General features: G+C 71.7%; 17 protein-coding genes. 9 read left to right on the top strand and 8 right to left on the bottom strand.

Going from position 1 to position 17,080, the window contains the following annotated elements:
• Positions 1 to 10: 10 nt before the first annotated feature.
• Both SROS_RS36815 and SROS_RS36810 read right to left on the bottom strand, forming a co-directional pair.
• Complete coding sequence (locus tag SROS_RS36815; RefSeq protein WP_012894034.1) at positions 11 to 1,072, bottom strand: lysylphosphatidylglycerol synthase transmembrane domain-containing protein; 1,062 nt, start codon at positions 1,070 to 1,072, stop codon at positions 11 to 13.
• Between the two features lie 34 nt (positions 1,073 to 1,106).
• On the bottom strand, positions 1,107 to 1,898 hold the full coding sequence (locus SROS_RS36810) for a PIG-L family deacetylase (RefSeq protein WP_012894033.1): 792 nt from the start codon (positions 1,896 to 1,898) through the stop codon (positions 1,107 to 1,109).
• Positions 1,899 to 2,000: 102 nt separating this feature from the next.
• Between SROS_RS36810 and SROS_RS36805 the strand changes: the two genes are divergently transcribed.
• Positions 2,001 to 3,119: a glycosyltransferase family 4 protein gene (locus tag SROS_RS36805; RefSeq protein WP_012894032.1), complete on the top strand. Its 1,119-nt coding sequence runs from the start codon at positions 2,001 to 2,003 to the stop codon at positions 3,117 to 3,119.
• A gap of 134 nt (positions 3,120 to 3,253) precedes the next feature.
• On the opposite strand, the gene SROS_RS36800 is transcribed toward SROS_RS36805, so the two are convergent.
• A complete protein-coding gene (locus SROS_RS36800) occupies positions 3,254 to 3,640 on the bottom strand; it encodes a hypothetical protein (protein WP_012894031.1) in 387 nt (128 codons plus the stop codon).
• A 134-nt stretch (positions 3,641 to 3,774) separates the two neighbouring features.
• Here SROS_RS36800 and SROS_RS36795 point away from each other — a divergent pair, with 134 nt between their 5' ends.
• The gene (locus SROS_RS36795; protein WP_012894030.1) at positions 3,775 to 5,142 is read left to right on the top strand and encodes an APC family permease; all 1,368 of its coding nucleotides are present in this window, start codon (positions 3,775 to 3,777) and stop codon (positions 5,140 to 5,142) included.
• 177 nt (positions 5,143 to 5,319) lie between these two features.
• Here the strand turns inward: SROS_RS36795 and SROS_RS36790 are convergent, their stop codons facing one another.
• On the bottom strand, positions 5,320 to 6,549 hold the full coding sequence (locus tag SROS_RS36790; RefSeq protein ID WP_012894028.1) for a hypothetical protein: 1,230 nt from the start codon (positions 6,547 to 6,549) through the stop codon (positions 5,320 to 5,322).
• A gap of 363 nt (positions 6,550 to 6,912) precedes the next feature.
• Here SROS_RS36790 and SROS_RS36785 point away from each other — a divergent pair, with 363 nt between their 5' ends.
• Positions 6,913 to 7,278 (top strand): STAS domain-containing protein, encoded by a 366-nt coding sequence (locus SROS_RS36785; protein ID WP_012894027.1) that lies wholly within the window; start codon positions 6,913 to 6,915, stop codon positions 7,276 to 7,278.
• 38 nt (positions 7,279 to 7,316) lie between these two features.
• On the opposite strand, the gene SROS_RS36780 is transcribed toward SROS_RS36785, so the two are convergent.
• Positions 7,317 to 8,459, bottom strand: a complete 1,143-nt coding sequence (locus SROS_RS36780) for an ROK family transcriptional regulator (RefSeq protein WP_012894026.1) — start codon at positions 8,457 to 8,459, stop codon at positions 7,317 to 7,319.
• 45 nt (positions 8,460 to 8,504) lie between these two features.
• Here SROS_RS36780 and SROS_RS36775 point away from each other — a divergent pair, with 45 nt between their 5' ends.
• The gene (locus SROS_RS36775) at positions 8,505 to 9,701 is read left to right on the top strand and encodes an MFS transporter (protein WP_012894025.1); all 1,197 of its coding nucleotides are present in this window, start codon (positions 8,505 to 8,507) and stop codon (positions 9,699 to 9,701) included.
• Between the two features lie 155 nt (positions 9,702 to 9,856).
• On the opposite strand, the gene SROS_RS36770 is transcribed toward SROS_RS36775, so the two are convergent.
• Positions 9,857 to 10,693 carry a helix-turn-helix transcriptional regulator gene (locus SROS_RS36770; RefSeq protein ID WP_012894024.1) on the bottom strand — a complete coding sequence of 279 codons (837 nt, stop codon included), beginning with the start codon at positions 10,691 to 10,693 and terminating at the stop codon, positions 9,857 to 9,859.
• Between the two features lie 102 nt (positions 10,694 to 10,795).
• Here SROS_RS36770 and SROS_RS36765 point away from each other — a divergent pair, with 102 nt between their 5' ends.
• Together SROS_RS36765 and SROS_RS36760 are read left to right on the top strand one after the other, a co-directional pair.
• Positions 10,796 to 11,518, top strand: a complete 723-nt coding sequence (locus SROS_RS36765) for an SDR family oxidoreductase (protein ID WP_043653699.1) — start codon at positions 10,796 to 10,798, stop codon at positions 11,516 to 11,518.
• A gap of 8 nt (positions 11,519 to 11,526) precedes the next feature.
• Positions 11,527 to 11,895, top strand: a complete 369-nt coding sequence (locus SROS_RS36760; RefSeq protein WP_012894022.1) for a hypothetical protein — start codon at positions 11,527 to 11,529, stop codon at positions 11,893 to 11,895.
• Positions 11,896 to 12,100: 205 nt separating this feature from the next.
• On the opposite strand, the gene SROS_RS36755 is transcribed toward SROS_RS36760, so the two are convergent.
• Together SROS_RS36755 and SROS_RS36745 are read right to left on the bottom strand one after the other, a co-directional pair.
• Entirely contained in the window at positions 12,101 to 13,327 is a 1,227-nt protein-coding gene (locus SROS_RS36755; RefSeq protein ID WP_012894021.1) for an ROK family transcriptional regulator, read from the bottom strand.
• Between the two features lie 417 nt (positions 13,328 to 13,744).
• A complete protein-coding gene (locus SROS_RS36745; RefSeq protein WP_012894020.1) occupies positions 13,745 to 14,029 on the bottom strand; it encodes a hypothetical protein in 285 nt (94 codons plus the stop codon).
• A 229-nt stretch (positions 14,030 to 14,258) separates the two neighbouring features.
• Here SROS_RS36745 and SROS_RS36740 point away from each other — a divergent pair, with 229 nt between their 5' ends.
• The 3 genes from SROS_RS36740 to SROS_RS36730 are packed head-to-tail and all read left to right on the top strand — an operon-like array spanning position 14,259 to position 17,059.
• Positions 14,259 to 15,692: a helix-turn-helix domain-containing protein gene (locus SROS_RS36740; protein ID WP_012894019.1), complete on the top strand. Its 1,434-nt coding sequence runs from the start codon at positions 14,259 to 14,261 to the stop codon at positions 15,690 to 15,692.
• The gene (locus SROS_RS36735; protein WP_012894018.1) at positions 15,692 to 16,600 is read left to right on the top strand and encodes a phosphotransferase enzyme family protein; all 909 of its coding nucleotides are present in this window, start codon (positions 15,692 to 15,694) and stop codon (positions 16,598 to 16,600) included. The genes SROS_RS36740 and SROS_RS36735 overlap by 1 nt, the downstream gene beginning before the upstream one ends.
• Before the next feature lie 24 nt (positions 16,601 to 16,624).
• Positions 16,625 to 17,059, top strand: coding sequence for a hypothetical protein (locus SROS_RS36730; RefSeq protein WP_012894017.1), 435 nt, complete (start codon positions 16,625 to 16,627; stop codon positions 17,057 to 17,059).
• Positions 17,060 to 17,080 lie beyond the last annotated feature (21 nt).

Below are 17,080 nucleotides of genomic sequence, written 5' to 3'. Positions count from 1 at the left end.
ATTTCCCAATCTAGCGGCTGATCGGCTCCTTGTCGGAGGCCGAGGCGGCGTTCTCACGCCGGCGCAGAAGCGCCCACGCGCCGAGCGCCAGGCCGCCGAAGGGGATTTCGACAGTGTAGGTCCAGAAGCCGAAAAGCAGCGCAGCGGCGGTCGCGGAATCGAGCGGCGCACCGAAGAAGACCAGCGCGCCGACGGTCCCCGCCTCCATGATCCCGGTCCCGCTCGGGGTCACCAGGGCGGTGGTCAGCACCCTGGACAGGGCGAACACGGCGATCGTCTGCGCCAGCCCCGGGTAGGCGCCGGTGGCCTGCAGGCAGCAGACCAGGAGCAGCCACTGCAGCCCGAGGAAGAAGATCATGCCCAGGGTCAGTCCCCGCCAGCGGTGCCGTACGACCTCGGAGGTGTCGGCGCGCAACTTCTCCAGCGCCCGGGAGAGGGTGTGCTCGGCGGGGCGTACCTTGCGGGGGAGCAGTCGGGCGACGGCGTCGAGGGCGCGGCCGAGCACGGCGGCGGCGCGGTCCCAGTAGAGGGCGGCGGCCACCACGACGACCAGGGCCAGCAGGGACAGCGAGCCCACCCAGCCCGCGTTGGTCACGGCCGGGCTGAGCTCCTGCCCGCTGAGCAGCAGGGCCACGATGCCCACGGCGGGCAGGACGAACCGGAACATGGTGTTCCAGATGCCGCTGGAGAGCGTGGAGACCACGACGGCCCGTAACGGGAAGCCCCAGCCCTTGGTCATCGCGATCGTCATCGCCACCCCGGCGGCGCCGCCGAACGGGAGCAGGTTGCTCACCGCGCTGCCGGCCGCGTTCAGCGTCAGGGCCTGCGAGTGGCTGAGGCCGGGCAGGGAGGCGGTCAGCACGAACGTGTAGGCCAGCAGGCTCGCCAGCCATACGACGGCCATCAGGGCGACCATCGGCCAGCTCAGCCTGGCGAACTGGGCGCCGATCTGCGACCAGGAGACGTGCTTGCCGGTCAGGGCCTCCACGATCTGCGGCAGGAAGCGCACGAGCGTGGCGGCGAGCGCCAGAGATGCGACCGACAGTCCGATCTGGACCCACTTGTTCTTCATGTAACCCCCTCGACCAAGTGTGCCGGTCCGCGGCTCATCCTTTGGGAGGAACTTCGAACGGGTGCCTCAGCCTCGTGCCGGGCGGCAGGCCGCGCCGGACGTACCACTCGGTGCCGAAGACGAGACGGTAGAGGGGCTGGGGGATCTTGAGCATCGCGCCCAGCGTGCGGGTGTCCGCGCCGGTGGCCTGGGAGGCGTGGGCGGCCATGCTCGCCCGCTTCTGCCGGGCGAAGCGCCGCACGCCGACCCGGTGGGTGATCGCCTCGGCGGGGGAGTAGGCCCGCTCGAAGGAGCGGATGTCGAGCTGGGGGTAGAACCTGCGGACCAGGCGGAGCCCCTTGAGCAGGGGGTCGCGGTTGACCGTGGCCTCCAGCACGATCGGGGTGCCCGCGATCTCGGCGGCCCGGCCGCCGACCCGGTGCACCTGGACGTGGTCGGGGTGCCCGTAGCCGCCGGCCGGGTCGTAGGTCGTCAGCAGGTCGGCGCCCTCCTCGGTGAGGATCGCGGCGAGGCGCCGGGCCGCCTCCTCGGCGTCGGCGTCGATGAACGCGTTGTCCGGGCGGTCCTCCGCCATCCCGCCGCCGGGAGCCAGCCCGGAGTCGCCGTAGCCCAGGTTCACCACCCGGGCGCAGCCGAGCGCCGCCGCCGACTTGTACAGCTCGGCGATGCGCGCGGCGCCCAGCGCCTCGCCGGGTTCGAGGTCGGCCTGGCCGCGCTCCCCGGAGGTCGCCACGACGAGGACCACCCGGTGCCCCTCGGCGGCGAGCATCGCCATGGTGCCCGCCGTCAGCAGGGCCTCGTCATCGGGATGGGCGTGGAAGAACACAGCTGTCTTGACGGTGTCGATTGCTGCTCACTCCGTTCGGGCGGTCGGTGCCCGCCCCTGCGGGCACGCAGGCATGATCTCACGCGGGGCTACGCTGGCACGGTGAGGATCCTCCACGTCAGTGACTGTTACCTGCCGCGCCTCGGCGGGATCGAGGTGCAGGTCGGCGATCTGGTCCGGATGCAGAGGGAGGTGGGTCACGAGGTCGAGGTGGCCACCGCCACGCCAGGCGAACCCCTGCCCGGAGTGCACCGGATCGTAGCGAAACTCCCCTTTGATCTGCCGGTCCACCCGTTCGGGGTGGGCCACCTGCTGCGGCTGATGCGGACGCGGCGCCCCGACGTGGTGCACGTGCACACGGGCGCGGTCTCGCCGTTCGCCTGGATGGGCGTCCGCGCGGCCGTCCGCGTGGGGCTGCCCGTGGTCGTGACCGTGCACAGCATGTGGGACCCGGTCACCCGGGGCGTCTACCGGGGCCTGCGGCTGCTGTTCGAATGGCACCGTTGGGGGCTGGTGGGCACAGCGGTGAGCGAGGCCGCCGCCCTGCCGATCCGCGCGGTGGCCGGGCGCCGGGTGCCGGTGCACGTGGTCTCCAACGGGCTCGACGTCTCCGGCTGGCGCTCCTCCGGCCCGGTACGGCACGGGCCCGGCGACGAGGCCGTGCACGTCGTCGCGGTGGGGCGGCTGGCGCCCCGCAAACAGCCGGTCCGGCTGCTCAGGCTGCTGAAGGAGGCCCGCGCCCAGGTGCCGCGGGAGACGCCGATGCGGGCGACCATCGTCGGGGACGGCCCGGCGCGCTCGCAGATGGAGCGCTACCTGCGCGCCAACGGGATGGGCGGCTGGGTGTCGCTGCCCGGACGCTACAGCCGCGGGCAGATCCGCGACCTGCTCGCCTCGGCGGACGTGTTCGTCGCCCCGGCGCCCCGCGAGTCGTTCGGGCTGGCGGCGCTGGAGGCCAGGTCGTCGGGTATCCCGGTGGTCGCGCGGGCCCAGAGCGGGGTGGCCGACTTCGTCCGGCCGGGCAAGGAAGGGCTGCTCGGGGAGAGCTTCGAGGACCTGGTGGCGTCGGTCGCCCGGCTGGTCCGCGACCGCGAGCTGCGCGAGGCGATCGCGGCGCACAACCGCGAGACCGAGCCCGTCCGCAGCTCCTGGCCGGCGGTGCTGGAGGGCTTCGAGCAGTGCTACGAGGAGGCCCGCGCGGGCCGTACGGGCGGGAGGTAAAGGCGGAAGCCCCTGCCGTGCGGGGCAGGGGCTTCGCGAGATGTTCGGCACGGCCGTCGCGCCGCGCTGCCCCCCGCAGGCGGAGCGACGGCCGTGCCGGAAGTGCCTCCTCTCCCCGGGAGGCACAGGTCCTGTCAGGCGCAGGTGGTCTGGATCTTGGCACCCGCCTCGGTCAGTTTCTTGGTGAACTCCGGGAGCGCCGCGGCGAACGCGGCCGGGTCCTTTTCGTCGATCTTCAGCCCGCCCATGCTGGTGGAGAAGTCGTTCAGCGCGGCGGCGAGGTCGCCGTCGGTCGTGCCCGCCAGCGCCTTCAGGTCCTCGCTGAGCTTCTGGTTCGCCGCCTTGTACTTCTCCAGGTCGGTGACGTTCGCGGCGACGGAGCTGGTGTAATCCGTGATCAGCTTCGTCGCGCTGGCGCAGGCCTCGGCGTTGGCGCTACCGCCGCAGGCGGCGGTCATGGAGATGAGAGCGGCTCCCGCGACGGTGACGGCGATACGGCGGGAGGAGAGGACGCTAAGCATTTCTGCCTTTCATTGCATTTCGTGACAGATCACACCGTAGGAGCGCATCCTTGCGGATCACTTTCATGCCGCTTACAGAAACAGGTTCTTGTGACTCCGGGTGATTCTCCCGCTGCGACGGGTAAGGAAGGGGTATGGCTGAGGCGATCGTTGGCTCTGGTCCGGCCCAGCACTCGCTCAAGCGGGTGATCGGACGCAAGGTCCTGCTGTTGTTCGTGGTGGGAGACATCCTTGGCGCGGGGATATACGCCCTGGTGGGGAAGGTGGCGGGATACGTCGGCGGGGCCCTGTGGCTGCCGTTCCTCGTCGCCTTCGTGCTGGCCGCGCTGACGGCGTCCGCCTACGCCGAACTCGTCGGGAAGTATCCGCAGGCCGCCGGGGCAGCGTTGTATGCCAATAAAGCGTTCAATATTCCTTTTGTCACTTTTATTGTGGCCTTCGCCGTATTGATGAGCGGGATCACCTCGGCGAGCGCCGCGGCCCGGGCGTTCGGCGGCAAATACCTGGCCGAGTTCGTCACGATGCCGGTGGTCGTGGGCGCGTTCATCTTCCTCGGCATCGTGGCGCTGGTGAACTTCGCCGGGATCTCCGAGTCCATCAGGGTCAACGTCGTGCTGACGATCATCGAGGCGTTCGGCCTGCTGGTCATCATCGCGATCGGCGTCTACGCGCTGCTGTCCGGTGACGGCGAGCCCGCGAGGGCTCTGGAGTTCCATCCGGCCAACGGCGCGTTCCTCGGCGTCCTCGGCGGCACCGCCCTCGCCTTCTACGCCCTGCTCGGCTTCGAGGACTCGGTCAACCTCGCCGAGGAGGCCAAGGATCCGCAGCGCGACTATCCCCGTGCGCTCTTCGGCGGGCTGGTCGTGGCCGCGCTGATCTACATGGCGGTCGCGTTCACCGCGACCATGCTGGTGGACACCGAGACGCTGGAGAGCTCGACCGGCCCGTTGCTGGAGGTCGTCAAGGTCGCGGGCTTCGCCTTCCCGCCCAAGCTGTTCGCGCTGATCGCGCTGCTCGCGGTGGGCAACACCGCGCTGATCAACATGATCATGGCCTCGCGCCTGGTATACGGCATGGCGCGCCAGGGGATCGTGCCGAAGGTCTTCGCGGCGGTCCATCCCACGAGGTCGACCCCGTGGGTGGCCATCGTGTTCACCATCGGCATCGCGGCGGTGCTGGTCGCCACCGGCGACGTGAGCAACCTGGCGGACACGACGGTGCTCCTGCTGCTGTGCGTGTTCGCGCTGGTCAACGTGGCCGTGCTGATCCTGCGTAAGGACGTCGTGGAGCACTGGCACTACCGGGCGCCGAGCTGGATGCCCGTGCTGGGCACGGTGGCCTGTCTCGTTCTGGCGCTGCCCGTCACGGGTCGCGGCGGTGACGTCTACATCCGTGCGGGCGTGCTGGTCGCCGTGGGCGTGGTTCTCTGGTTCGTGAACCGGCTGTTCCTGGCGGGCCGGGGTGACTCCGGGGGCGCCTCAGAACGGCAGGAGCCGTCCTGAGGGCGTGCGCAGGTCGAGGGGGGTGGGCTTGCGGGGCGGGCGGGGCCTATGGACGATTCGAACCTTTTTCATCTCATACTCCTTTTTGTTGGAGTTTGAGAGAGACTACGTCAGCCCACCGACAGTTGCGCACGCCTCACGGCGGACGCGTCCCGGTCCGCCGGATCCCCGGCGGTCTCAGTGCCGGAGCACGAAGTCGTCCTCGTCATCCCCCACGCCGACCGATCCCACCGCCCACAGCGCGGTGGTGCCCGGCACCCGGGCGATGCCGGTGTGGTTGACGTCGTCGGTCTCCTCGTACTGCTGGTCCTCCTCATGGACCCGGAACAGCGGGCCGTACTCGCGGGACCACTTCGCGCCGTCGAAACGGAGGAAGAGCACCTGTCCCGCGTGATCGGCGTCGATCCCGCTGATCCACAGGTCGCCCGGCCCGGAGGCGGTGATGCCGTGCAGGGCGCCGAGACGGACCGGCACCTCCACCCGGCTCCAGCTCGATCCGTCCCAGCGCAGGACCAGCGGCTGCCCCGCCCGGTCGCCGGGGCCGGCGGTGACCTCCCCGACCGCCCACACCTCTGAGGGCGAGATCTGCCAGACCCGGTTGAGCCTGCCCCCCGGGATCTCGGGCGCCGGTGAGGACTCCCAGGCGCCGTCGGCGGTGCCGTGCCAGATCAGCGGCGTGTGCCTCTCGCTCGAACCGACCGCCCAGACGTGCCCCTCCCTGGCGGTGATCGCGTCGAAGGCGCCGCCGGTGCTCAACGCGTTGCCGAACTCCCGGCCGTCCCACTCCAGGACGACCGCCTTCGACGGGCCGCTCCCGGCGAACCACGCCGTGCCGCCGGTCGTCGCGACGTCCGCCAGTCGGTAGTCCTCCACCACCCCGAAGGGCTTCTCCGGCGCCCAGCGGCGCCCGTCCCAGTGCGCGGCGAACGCGCTCTCGCCGTTGCCCACCACCCACACGTCGTCCGGTCCGGCCGCGCTGACCCCCTCCAGGTGGTAGACGTCGTCTCCCGGCAGCGGGACCTCGCGCCAGCGGCTCCCGTCCCACCGGAGGACGGCGGGCGCGCCCTCCCGGTCCTCGGCGCTGTCTTTGTATCCGACCGCCCACGCGTCGCGGGGGCCGGTCGCCGCGACGTCGAGCAGCGCGGAGCTTCCCGGCAGGCCGGTGCCTCCGGTCGCGGCCCACGCGGTCGAGGCGGCGACCGCCCCGGTGGCCGCGCCGCTCGGCGCGGGGCTCCCGGACGCCGTACGGCCCGGCGCGGGATCCCCGGACGCCGTGCGGTCCGGTGCCGGGCTCTGCGACACCGCGGGGCTCGGCGGAGGGGCGGGCGTCGCCGTACGGCCTGGGCCGCACGCCGCCGCGAGAGCCGTCCCGATGAGCGCGACCGCCGCCAACCGAGGGTTTCGCATCCCAGCCATCCTCCCAGTGTGCCTGCCTGGCGCCCCCTTGCGGCGGGGTCCGGGTCACCTCACCGGCGGGTGCCGGAATAGTCCCGTATGCCCTGGGCACTCCAGACAGAAGGGGGAGAGGTCCGCCGGATCTCGCCGGCCCCTGCGGAGCGACGGCCACGCCGCCCCGGAGTGGGGGAGCCGTCCGGCGGACGCGGCACGGTGGAGGATGCGGTCGGCGCGTCCCCCGCCGAGAGTTAACTCGGACGGGTCCCGGGTGTGCCATGTGAGGACCGGAATGTTCCGTGCCCCTGGCTCGCCAGAACGACTTGTCCCATATGAGAAAGTTACATGGCTGGGAGAGGCCGGGGTAGAAGGTTGATCATGTTCGTGGGAAATGAACCGGAGTCGAGTTTCACCGCCACGTCCGGACTGCACGGCACGACGCTCGTCGTGCAGGCCAGTGGTGAGCTGGACCATTACCACACCCCGGTGTTACGGGCGGAGATGAACAGGGCGTGGAACGCCCTGCAGGCGCCGACCCTCATCCTCGACCTCTCGGCCCTCACCTTCTGCGACTCCTCGGGGATCGGCGAACTGCTCCAGGCGCGCCACCACGGCCAGGTCGAGGGGGTCCGGTTCATCATCACCGGGATCCAGGGGAACCTGGCACGACGGCTCAACCTCGCCGGCCTGACACAGGTGTTCGAGGTGTTCCCCTCCGTCGCCGAGGCGCTTGAGGCCGCCTAGGGAGCCGAGACCGTCCGGGGGAGCCGGGGCAGCCCGGTCTACGCCGGCACCTCGCCGAAGATGTCGCGGTGGGCGATGGACAGGGCGGTGAGAAGGGCCCCGTGCAGGATCGCGTTGCCCTCCACCGTGCTCGGGCGGACCTGGGTCGGGACGGGGGAGAGTGCGGCGAGGCGCTCGCCGACCCGGGCGGCCAGCGCGTCCCCGCCGGAACGGCCCGTCTCCCCGCCGAGGACGACGAGCCCGGGGTCGAGGACGGCGACCGCGGTGAAGGCGCCCTCGGCGATCCTCTCCGCGAGGGAGTCCTGGTCGAGGCCGCCGATGGACCCGGCGCTCGCCAGGTCGCAGAACAGCCCGCCCCGCAGGCCGAGGGTGCCGACCTCGCCCGCGCCCCCCGACGCTCCCCGGCGCAGCCTTCCGTCCAGGGTGATCGCCGCGCCCACCCCGTCGTCCAGCCAGAGCAGGACGAAGTCCCCGCGTCCCCGGGCGGATCCGATCCGGTGCTCCGCGACGGCGGCGAGGTTGACCTCGTTCTCCAGGGTGACCGGTGCGTCGATCCGGTGGCTCAGGGCCCGCAGCAGGTTCGGCCGCCAGCCGGGCACGCCGTTGTCCGCGGCCAGCTCCCCGCTGTGCGGGTTCACCATTCCCGGGGCGCCCACGACGACCGCGTGCATGCTCCTCGGGCCCGCCGCCTCCGCGACGGTGCCGGCGATGATCGTGACCAGGTCGTCGCCGGGCTCTCCGGAGCGTCCGGGCTCCACGGGCCGGCCCGCTCCGGGCGGGCGTCCGGCCCCGGCGGGGCCTCCGGTGTCCGGCGGGCATGCGGTGTCCGGCGGGCGTGCGGTCTCCAGCGGGCGCGCGGCGGAGCCGACGGTCCGGCCGGTGATGTCGGCGACGGTCACGTTGACCGTGTCGCGCCGTACGTCGACCCCGGCCACGTGGGCGCGGTCGGCCACGATGCCGTAGACGCGGGCGTTCGGCCCCCGCCGGTCCTCGCCGCTCTCGCCGACGACCGTGATCAGCCCGTTCACCCGCAGGCGCTCGACGAGGTCCGACACGGTCGGGCGGGACAGGCCGGTGAGCGCCCGTAGCTGGGGAGCGGTCAGGGTCCCGTGCTCCAGCAGCAGGTCGAGGGCGAGGCGATCGTTGATCGCCCGGGCCATCTGTGGGGTCGCGGTCTTCATCCGTCCTCTTTTAATCAGGGAGCCTTCCTGTTAATTTCTAGCATCATGCGCAATGACAATCAACGTGCCCGCATCGCGATCACGGCCGTGTTCGCCGCCCACGGCGCGGTCTCCGGAAGCATGGCGACCCGTATCCCGTGGCTGCAGGAGCACCTCCAGCTCGGCCCGGCCGCTCTCGGACTCGCCCTGTTCTGCCCCGCCGTCGGCGCCTTCGTCGCCATGCCGATGGCCGGGCGGCTGGTCCACCGCTACGGAGGCCGTGTCGCCACGCGGGTCCTGATCGCCTTGTGGTGCGCGGCACTCGCCCTTCCCGCGCTCTCCCCCGGGCTGCCCTGGCTGTGCGCCGCGTTCCTCGCGTACGGCGCGGCGGCCGGCATGTGCGACGTCACGATGAACGCGCAGGGAGTGATCGTCGAGCGGCGCCTGGAGCGCTCGATCATGTCCGGGCTGCACGGCATGTGGAGCGTGGGCAGCCTGGCCGGGGCGGGGATCGGAGTGGTCGCGGCGCACGCCGGGATCGACGCGCGCGTCCACCACTCCGCGGCGGCGCTGGCACTGCTGGTCTTCGGAGTCATGGCGAGCCGTGGCCTGCTGGACACCCGGCCCGAGCCCGGCGAGCAGGCGCCGCCCCGGTTCGCCGCGCCCTCGCGGGCGATCCTCGCCATCGGCGCCGTCGGATTCTGCGCCACCTTCGCCGAGGGCGCCAGCATGAACTGGGCCGCCGTCTACGTCAAGGACGTCACCGGCGCCGGTCCGGGCGTCGCCGCCGCCAGCTATGCGATCTTCGCCCTGGCCATGGCGGTCACCCGGCTGGCCGGCGACCTGATGATCCGCAGGCTCGGACCGGTCGTGACCGTCCGCGCCGGCGGCCTGCTCGCCACCCTCGGCGGAGCCGTGATCGTCATGGCCCGCACCCCGGTGCCGGGAATCATCGGGTTCGCCCTGCTCGGACTCGGGGTGGCCGTGATCGTGCCGCTCTGCTTCGCCGCCGGCGGCAACGCCACCGCGACGCCCAGCCTGGGGGTCGCGGGAGTCGCGACGATCACCTACCTGTCCGGGCTCATGGCCCCCGCCGTCACCGGCTGGATCGCCGACGTGACCTCGCTGCCCGCCACGTTCGGCCTCATCGCGGTCATCACCCTGGCGGGTGCCCTCCTCGCCGGAGCCCTGCGCCCCGCGGCCCTCGCCTCCGGGGGAGCGGGACCGCGCGCCCGTGACCCGCATGACGCGTCGCGCGGATGACGGCGCCGGCCGGCCCGGTCACCGCCGACCGGCGCACCGACCCCTCCGCGCAGAGGGCCCGCACCGCCTCCAGCGCCTCCGCCCCGTACGGCCGGCGGGAGAGCTCCTCGACGGCCCGCACGTCGGCGAGGCCGGCGATGGTCTCCCCCGGCGCCTCAGAGACGCTGCAGTCCGGTCACCCGCAGCATGTCGAGCGCCGTGGCTTCGGGGGTTCCCGGCTCGGCCGAGTACACGACCACGGTCTGGTTGCTGTCGGGGAGCAGGAGGGTGTCGCAGTCGAGCGTGATCGTGCCCAGGCTGGGATGGCTGATGCTCTTGGTCGCGCTACGCCATGAGGAGGATTGCCCCTCCCGCCACAGCTCGTCGAATCGCGGGCTGCCACGGCGTAGTTCCTTGATCATTTGCGCCAGGTCGGGGTCGCCGGGGTAACGGGCCTGGGCTGCACGGAGCGTGCCGACCGAGGCGTGAGCGGCCGCGTCGTCCTCGTCCGGGTCCGAGGCGACCTGGCAGCGGCTGCTGCCGAGGAAACGTTGCCAGACGAGATTGCGTTGCCGCTGCGGCCACGCGGACATGTCGCCTTGAAGCGCCGCCCCGAGGGGGTTCCAGGCCAGCACGTCGCCCTTGGCCGACAGCACCAGCACGGGCAGATCCGCCATCCGGTCCAGCAGCCGGAGCACGCTCGGCCGTACGACCATCGCGATGCGCCCGGGCTGAGGCGGCTCGTGGCCGGCGAGCCGGAACACCAGGTCGCGGTCATCGTCGTCGAGTCGCAGGGCCTGGGTCAACGCGGCGATGACCTGGCTGGAGGGCCGTGGCCCGCGCCCCTGCTCGAGCCGGACCACGTAATCGACGCTCAGGCCCGCGAGCATGGCCACTTCCTCCCGGCGCAGGCCCGGCACCTGGCGGCGCGTTCCCGACGGCAGTCCGACGTCCTGCGGTCGCACACGAGCCCGGGCTGTGCGGAGTACTTCGGCGAGTTCGGCGCGGTTCACTTCTCGATGATGCCGCACGGGCCGCGCCGGCCGGGTGGTACCACGGGTCCCATGCCTCAGCGGTCCTGGTGGGGCCGGGCGCGCGCACCGATGATCGACCCCATGACAGAGGTGAAGACGGTGGCGCTGGTCACCGGAGCGAACAAAGGGCTGGGCCAGGAGACCGTACGCCGCCTGGCCGGCGAGGGATGGCGAGTCTTCCTGGCCGCACGGGACCGGGAACGCGGCATGCGCGCCGCGGACACGCTGGCGGGTGAGGGGCTCGACGTCGAGTCCGTCGAGCTCGACGTGACCTCGGACGAGTCCGTGGCGGCGGCCGTGAAGGCCGTCGCCGGGCGCGTGGAACACCTGGACGTGCTGGTCAACAACGCCGGAGTCGGCGGTCCGCTGCTGGATCCGGCCGACATGGACGCCGACATGCTACGGGAACTGTACGAGGTCAACGTGTTCGGTCAGGTGCGGGTCACGCACGCTTTCCTGCCGTTGCTCCGGAAGTCGGAACGGCCCCGTGTCGTCATGGTGTCCAGCGCTCTCGCCTCGCTGACACACGCCGGCGACCCCGCCCGCCCCGAGTCCGGTTTCCTGTGCCTGGACTATGCCTCGTCGAAGGCGGCGCTCAACATGATCGTGTCCCAGTACGCCCGTGCGCTGCCCGGGTTCAAGGTCAACGCCGCGGATCCGGGCAACCCCGCCACCGACATGAACCATCACACGGGGGTCCACACCGTCGCCGAGGGGGCCGATGCGATCATCAGGCTGGCCACCCTGGACCCTGACGGGCCGACCGGAGGCTTCTTCGACCGCAACGGTCCCGTCCCATGGTAGGAGCGAGGATGACCAGGATTCTGGCGATCGGGCTGCATCCGAGCGCGATCGACTACACCAGGCACCCCGGCCTCGACGAGGCGACGCTCACCGCACGGGTGGAGCAGGGCAGCGCGGCTCTGCGGGCGGCGGGTCTGGACGCGGTGTCGTGCCTGATCGGTACCGACCCGGACGAGGCGGAGCGGATCGTCCGTGAACGGTTGTCCGAGGGGCCCTTCGGCGTGGTCATGATCGGAGGTGGTGTGCGGATGGCGCCCGAGCACACCCTCCTGTTCGAACGGCTGGTCAACGTTCTGGTGGCGACGGCACCCGGCATCCGGTTCTGCTTCAACACCTCACCGGAAACGACGATCGACGCCATTCGCCGCTGGATATAGCCCTCCGTGGTCGCGCGGGGCGGAGAGTTCGACCGCAACGGCGGGCCGCCCCGAACGGGCGTCCCCGCTACGGCGGATCGGTGACGGCGCGTATCAGATGAACCCCTTCCGACCGCCGTGTCGTCAGATGCGAGCGATGCTTCTGCCCCGTGTCCGAGCGAGATCCGCGTCAGGGATCATCGTGGGATGCCGGCCGGCGCGCGGGCTACGGTGACGTGCGGGTGAGCACGCCCAGCGGGTTGGCCAGCAGCTCGGAGAAGCCGAGTTCGGCGGCGCCGACCAGGGTGGCGTCGTCCCCCAGCGCCGAGGTGCGCAGCCGTACCCGCTCCCGGGCGACGGGCAGCACGTTGGCGGCGATGCGGGCGCGTACCTGGGCCGCCGCGCCCGGGTACATCTCGCGCAGCATCCCACCGAAGATCACGATGCCCGGGTTGAAGAGGTTGATGAGGTTCGCCACCCCGATGCCGAGCCAGTCGCCGACGTGGTGCAGCGCGTCCCGGGCCGCGGGATCGCCGCGGTCGGCGTCGCTCACCACGGCCCGTACGGCGTCGCGGCCGGACAGCTCGGCGGGCCGGTGCGCGGCGTCGAGCAGGGCGCGCTCGCCGACCTCCGCCTCCAGGCAGCCATGTGAGCCGCACCCGCAAGGGCGCCCGTTGTGCGGGTTCACCACCATGTGGCCAAGTTCGCAGGCGTATCCACTGTCGCCGTCCAGCAGCTTGCCGCCGACGATGATGCCGCCGCCCACGCCGACGTCCCCGTGCAGGTAGATCAGGTTCTGGAAGCCGACGCCCGCGCCGCGTTGCTGTTCGGCCAGCGCGCCGAGATGTGCCTCATTGCCCACGGACACCGGCAGACCGAGCCCCAGCCGGCGGCCGAGTTCGCTGCCGAACGCCTGGTCCACCCAGCCCATGTCGGGTCCGAAGCGCACCATGCCGTCGCCGGGCCGGATCATTCCGCAGTACGACGCGCCGACGCCGACGCACACCGAGTCCGGAGGCGCCGCCCGGTGCAGCTGGCGGCCGAACCGGGCGAGCACCTCGACCACGCGGTCGAGGTCGGCCCCGGCGCGCGGGCGGACCGCTTCCCTGCGGTCCAGCATGATCCCGCCCAGCGTGACCCGGGCGGCGACCAGCCGGTCCACGGCGACGTCGAAGGCCAGCACGTACACCCGGTCGGACTCGGGCCGGACCATCAGCGACGGCCGGCCCGCCCGGCCGGTGTCCGCGGGAAGCTCCTCGCGGACCAGGCCCGCCGCGGTGAGCTCGGCTGTCAGCGCCATGATGGTGCTGCGGTTCAGCCTCATCCGCTCGGCCAGTGCCGTGCGGGAGACCGGGCCGCCCAGGTGCACGTGTCGGAGCAGGGTGCCGGCATTGTGCCGGCGGATCTCCTCCTGGGCCAACCCGACCTCCGGAGTCGTCTGGTTCATCAGCATCGCGGAGACTTTATTGGATGGACGTGTCTGAACCGGACGATACTCCGGCAGGCGGCGACCGGGATCCCCGTGCCCGCGGCGTTCGGCTCCGGAGCGGATCTCGCCGACCGTCAGGCCGCCGGGTCGGAGGACCCCCTCGACCGGATGGATCCGCGCCTGGTCGCCGCGCCTGTCGCTCTCCTCCTCCGGGGAGGGAGGATCGCTGCGGGGCCGTCCTCCGGGGAGGGAGGATCGCTGCGGGGCCGCGACGCGCCGGGCCGCTAGAAAGGCAGCTGCCTCCCCGACGGGCTCCGTAGATCGAGCGGCGCGGGCTCGCGCGGTGGACGCGGACGTTGGATGACCTGGATCCTTTTCACGGTCGCGCTCCCTTCTGGGGCTTGATCACCGGGTGTTACCCATGTGGAGCCCAAGAATCACCTATCTGCGTATCACATGAAGCACACTAGCCACACGCTCCGCAGCCGTGGCGACATCTTCGGCATGTCCGATGCGGCCGGCCCAGGACAGCCAGAACCACCATTCGCCGTCGGCCTCGTGAGCGGCGAGCACGTCCTCTGTCATGGCGGGGACCATCGGATTGATCACGTGGAGGCGCGGGAAGAGTCCCGCGGGCGCTTTCAGGCGCACCTGGAAGGAGTGCGCCTCCAGCTGGGCGGCTAGCCGTCGCAGATGGTCGACGGCCTCGCCGTGCTCTGCCGTCATCCGGATCACTCCTGGCGGACGCTGGTGGCTTTTCTTCTCTGCAGAGTGCGGTTTCGCGGCAGCTCAGGCAATCGGCTTCCGTCCGAGGTAGGGCAGGATCAGTGGAATAGACCGGAAACTCACCGATGTTCCGTGGAAAACCTGCGGATAAAGGGAATGCAATGCACAGGCACGCTTACGCTGTGGTGCGCTCTCGTTAATCTTGTGTAAACAGCGACCGGGAGGCGCCGTGGCCCGAGGTGAGCATTCCCCCGCATGCGCGCGGCGCTGGCGCGAGCAGGCCGAGTCCCGTCAGTGGACACTCTGGCAGACGACGCAGGCCATCCACGGCTGCTGCGGGGTGAGCCTGCTCAAGGCGCACCGGCTGGCCCGGGGGTGGTCGGCCAGGCAGTCGGTCCAGGAGCTGGAGGAGCTGTGCGAGCGCCAGGATCTCGGTGAGGCGCGGGCCAGCATCGACCTGCTCAACGCGTGGGAGAACAACCGCGCCAGGCCCCGGCCGCAGACCATCGACCTGCTGGCGCGGCTCTACCGGGCCAACGCCGTACGGCTCGGCCTGGCCGGCGACTACTGCGAGGACGACGGCGGGACGAAGGTCGTGGTCGTCTCCGGTGCCGAGGGCCGCCCGCCGTACCCGGCGGAGGAGCGCTTCGACGACGACATGGAGCGCCGCGCGCTGTTCCACCACGCGCTGCTCGGCTCCCGGTTCGCGATGAGCGGCCGGCTGCTCGCCGAGGTCGAGCGGACCCGCCAGGACCTGGACCGCACGCTCGCCCTCACCACCGTCTCCGAGGAGCAGCTCGACCGGCTCGACGAGCAGGTGCTGCGCTACCGCCGCGAATACATCACCAGCGCCCCGCTGCCGATGCTCTACCGGCTGATGCTGGAGCTGTCGGACGTGCGGGCGCTCTCCGCCACCCGCCAGCCCGCGATGACCCACCGCCGCCTGCTCAACGCCACGGTGATGCTCGCGCTGCTGTCGGCCGACGCGCTGATGAAGCTCGGCGACACCCGCCAGGCCCACGCCTGGTACGGCACCGCCCGCACCGCCTCCGACGACATGGGCGACCTGCGGCTGCGCGCCCTGGTCCGGGCGCAGCAGGCGATGCTCCCCTACTACTACGGCGACCTGGCCGAGACCGTACGGCTCGCACGCGAGGCCAGGATGCTCGCCGGCAGCGCGCCCAGCTCGCCGGCGGCACTCGGCGCGGCGGCGGAGGCGCGGGCGCTGGCCAGGATGGGCGAGCACAAGGCCGCCAGGGTCGCGCTGGCCGAGGCCGAGCGGATCTTCGCCAGGATGCCTCCGGAGGGCCACGACCACCTGGCCTTCCGCTTCTCCGAGCGGCGGCTGCAGTTCTACCGGATCGGCACCCTGATCGAGCTGGGCGAGGAGGTCGACTGGTCGCCCGGCCCCTCCGGGCCCTACGCCATCGACCCGGTGCTCATCCTGCTAGACCAGGCCGCGCACCTGATCCGCGACGGCAAGGTCGAGGACGCCTGCCATCTGGCCCAGAAGGCCCTCCTCCAGGTGCCGCCGGAGCACCGCACCTCCATCGTCCTCAACCGCGCACGGGCGCTGCTGTCGGAGGTGCCGCCCACCCGGCACAAGGCGGTGGCGGTGCGCCGCCTGACCGAGCTGCTCTCCGACGCCACGCCGGTCAGCTGATGGGCGGCCCGCTCGCCGAGGAGGCGTTCGCGGTGCTGCGTGACGTCTGCGATGGCCTCGGCATCGACCACAGGGACGCCGAGCTGCTGCGGGTGCGCAGCAACGCCGTCTTCAAGCTGCGCAGCGAGATCGTGGTCAGGATCGCCACCGCGCCCAACGCGCTGACCCGCCTGCCGATGGTGCTCGCGGTGGCCCGCTGGCTGGCCCAGCAGGGCTTCCCGGCGGTCCGCCCGGCCGACGAGATCTCCGAGCAGCCCGTGGTGCACGAGGGCAGGGTCGTCACGTTCTGGCACTACGTCCCGGCCAGCGGCCGTCCCACCACCACGGAGCTGGGCGAGATCCTGCGCAGCCTGCACCTGCTGCCGGTGCCGCCGGTGGCGCTGAAGCGGTTCGCCGACCCGCTGGCGGAGGTGCGCCGCGCGGTGGACCGCTCCGAGGAGCTCACCCCCTGCCAGCGGGCCTGGCTGCGCGACCGCATCGCGGAGCTGACCGAGCGCTGGTCGGGCCTGGGCGTGGACGGCTCCCCGGTGCTGCTGCACGGCGACGCCTGGATCGACAACCTGCTGCGCTGCACCGACGGCCACGTGGTGCTCTGCGACTGGGACGGCGTCGCGGTCGGCCCCCGGGAGTGGGACCTGGTCCACACCTACCACGGCCAGCGCCGCTTCGGCCTGACCGCCGCCGACGTGGACGCCTTCGCCGACGCCTACGGCAGCGACCTGCGCTCCTGGCCGGGCTACTCCACGCTCATGGAGGTCCGGGACATGTACGCCGTGGGCATCCACATCCGCAACGCCGGGGCCGACCCCTTCTCCCGCCGCGAACTGCCCCGGAGGCTCGATTCCCTCACCCGAGGTGAGCAACATGCCAGGTGGTACATGGCGGAACCCGTTACTGTCTCCCAATAAAGATCTTCATACGGGGGCAGAACGGTGCCAAAGGCCACGCTTCGTCATACCTTTCACGTCCGTAACACTCCGGCGGCGCTCCAGGCGCACCTGAGCCAGCCGCAGAGCTACGTGGGGCTCTCCCCGCTGGTCATCGCGGTCAAGGACATCCGGCAGAACGGGGAGGAGACCCGCTACACCTCGGTCGAGCGCTTCCGGTTCCTCGGCATGGTCAAATACGACAACCTGATCAAGGTGACGCTGCGCAGCACGCCGCGGACGGTGGAGGGGGAGGTGGACAGCCCCGGCGGGGTGCGGCTGGACTACCGGTTCGCCCTGACCGAGAGGGACGGCGGGACCGAGGTCGAGGACACGCTCGTGGTGCACGCGTGGAACGGCCCGCTGCTGGGCTACGCGGCGAAGAAGGCCCGCCAGGTGCAGCTCGCCCGCGCCGGGATCCTCACCTCGCGCCTGGGCTGAGGGGCGTCCGCGTCCAGGCCG

Origin of the sequence: Streptosporangium roseum DSM 43021, from assembly GCF_000024865.1 — a bacterium.
In the GTDB taxonomy this organism is placed as follows: Bacteria; Actinomycetota; Actinomycetes; order Streptosporangiales; family Streptosporangiaceae; genus Streptosporangium; species Streptosporangium roseum.
Note: the sequence above shows the minus strand (reverse complement) of the source record. Positions and strands in the feature narration are given on the sequence as shown.

Bases quoted from the DNA above. Each gene is read 5' to 3' on its own strand.
- SROS_RS36815 (WP_012894034.1), bottom strand. From the start codon at position 1,072: ATGAAGAACAAGTGGGTCCAGATCGGACTGTCGGTCGCATCTCTGGCG.
- SROS_RS36800 (WP_012894031.1), bottom strand. From the start codon at position 3,640: ATGCTTAGCGTCCTCTCCTCCCGCCGTATCGCCGTCACCGTCGCGGGA.
- SROS_RS36795 (WP_012894030.1), top strand. From the start codon at position 3,775: ATGGCTGAGGCGATCGTTGGCTCTGGTCCGGCCCAGCACTCGCTCAAG.
- SROS_RS36790 (WP_012894028.1), bottom strand. From the start codon at position 6,549: ATGCGAAACCCTCGGTTGGCGGCGGTCGCGCTCATCGGGACGGCTCTC.
- SROS_RS36785 (WP_012894027.1), top strand. From the start codon at position 6,913: ATGTTCGTGGGAAATGAACCGGAGTCGAGTTTCACCGCCACGTCCGGA.
- SROS_RS36780 (WP_012894026.1), bottom strand. From the start codon at position 8,459: ATGAAGACCGCGACCCCACAGATGGCCCGGGCGATCAACGATCGCCTC.
- SROS_RS36775 (WP_012894025.1), top strand. From the start codon at position 8,505: ATGCGCAATGACAATCAACGTGCCCGCATCGCGATCACGGCCGTGTTC.
- SROS_RS36765 (WP_043653699.1), top strand. From the start codon at position 10,796: ATGACAGAGGTGAAGACGGTGGCGCTGGTCACCGGAGCGAACAAAGGG.
- SROS_RS36760 (WP_012894022.1), top strand. From the start codon at position 11,527: ATGACCAGGATTCTGGCGATCGGGCTGCATCCGAGCGCGATCGACTAC.
- SROS_RS36755 (WP_012894021.1), bottom strand. From the start codon at position 13,327: ATGCTGATGAACCAGACGACTCCGGAGGTCGGGTTGGCCCAGGAGGAG.
- SROS_RS36745 (WP_012894020.1), bottom strand. From the start codon at position 14,029: ATGACGGCAGAGCACGGCGAGGCCGTCGACCATCTGCGACGGCTAGCC.
- SROS_RS36735 (WP_012894018.1), top strand. From the start codon at position 15,692: ATGGGCGGCCCGCTCGCCGAGGAGGCGTTCGCGGTGCTGCGTGACGTC.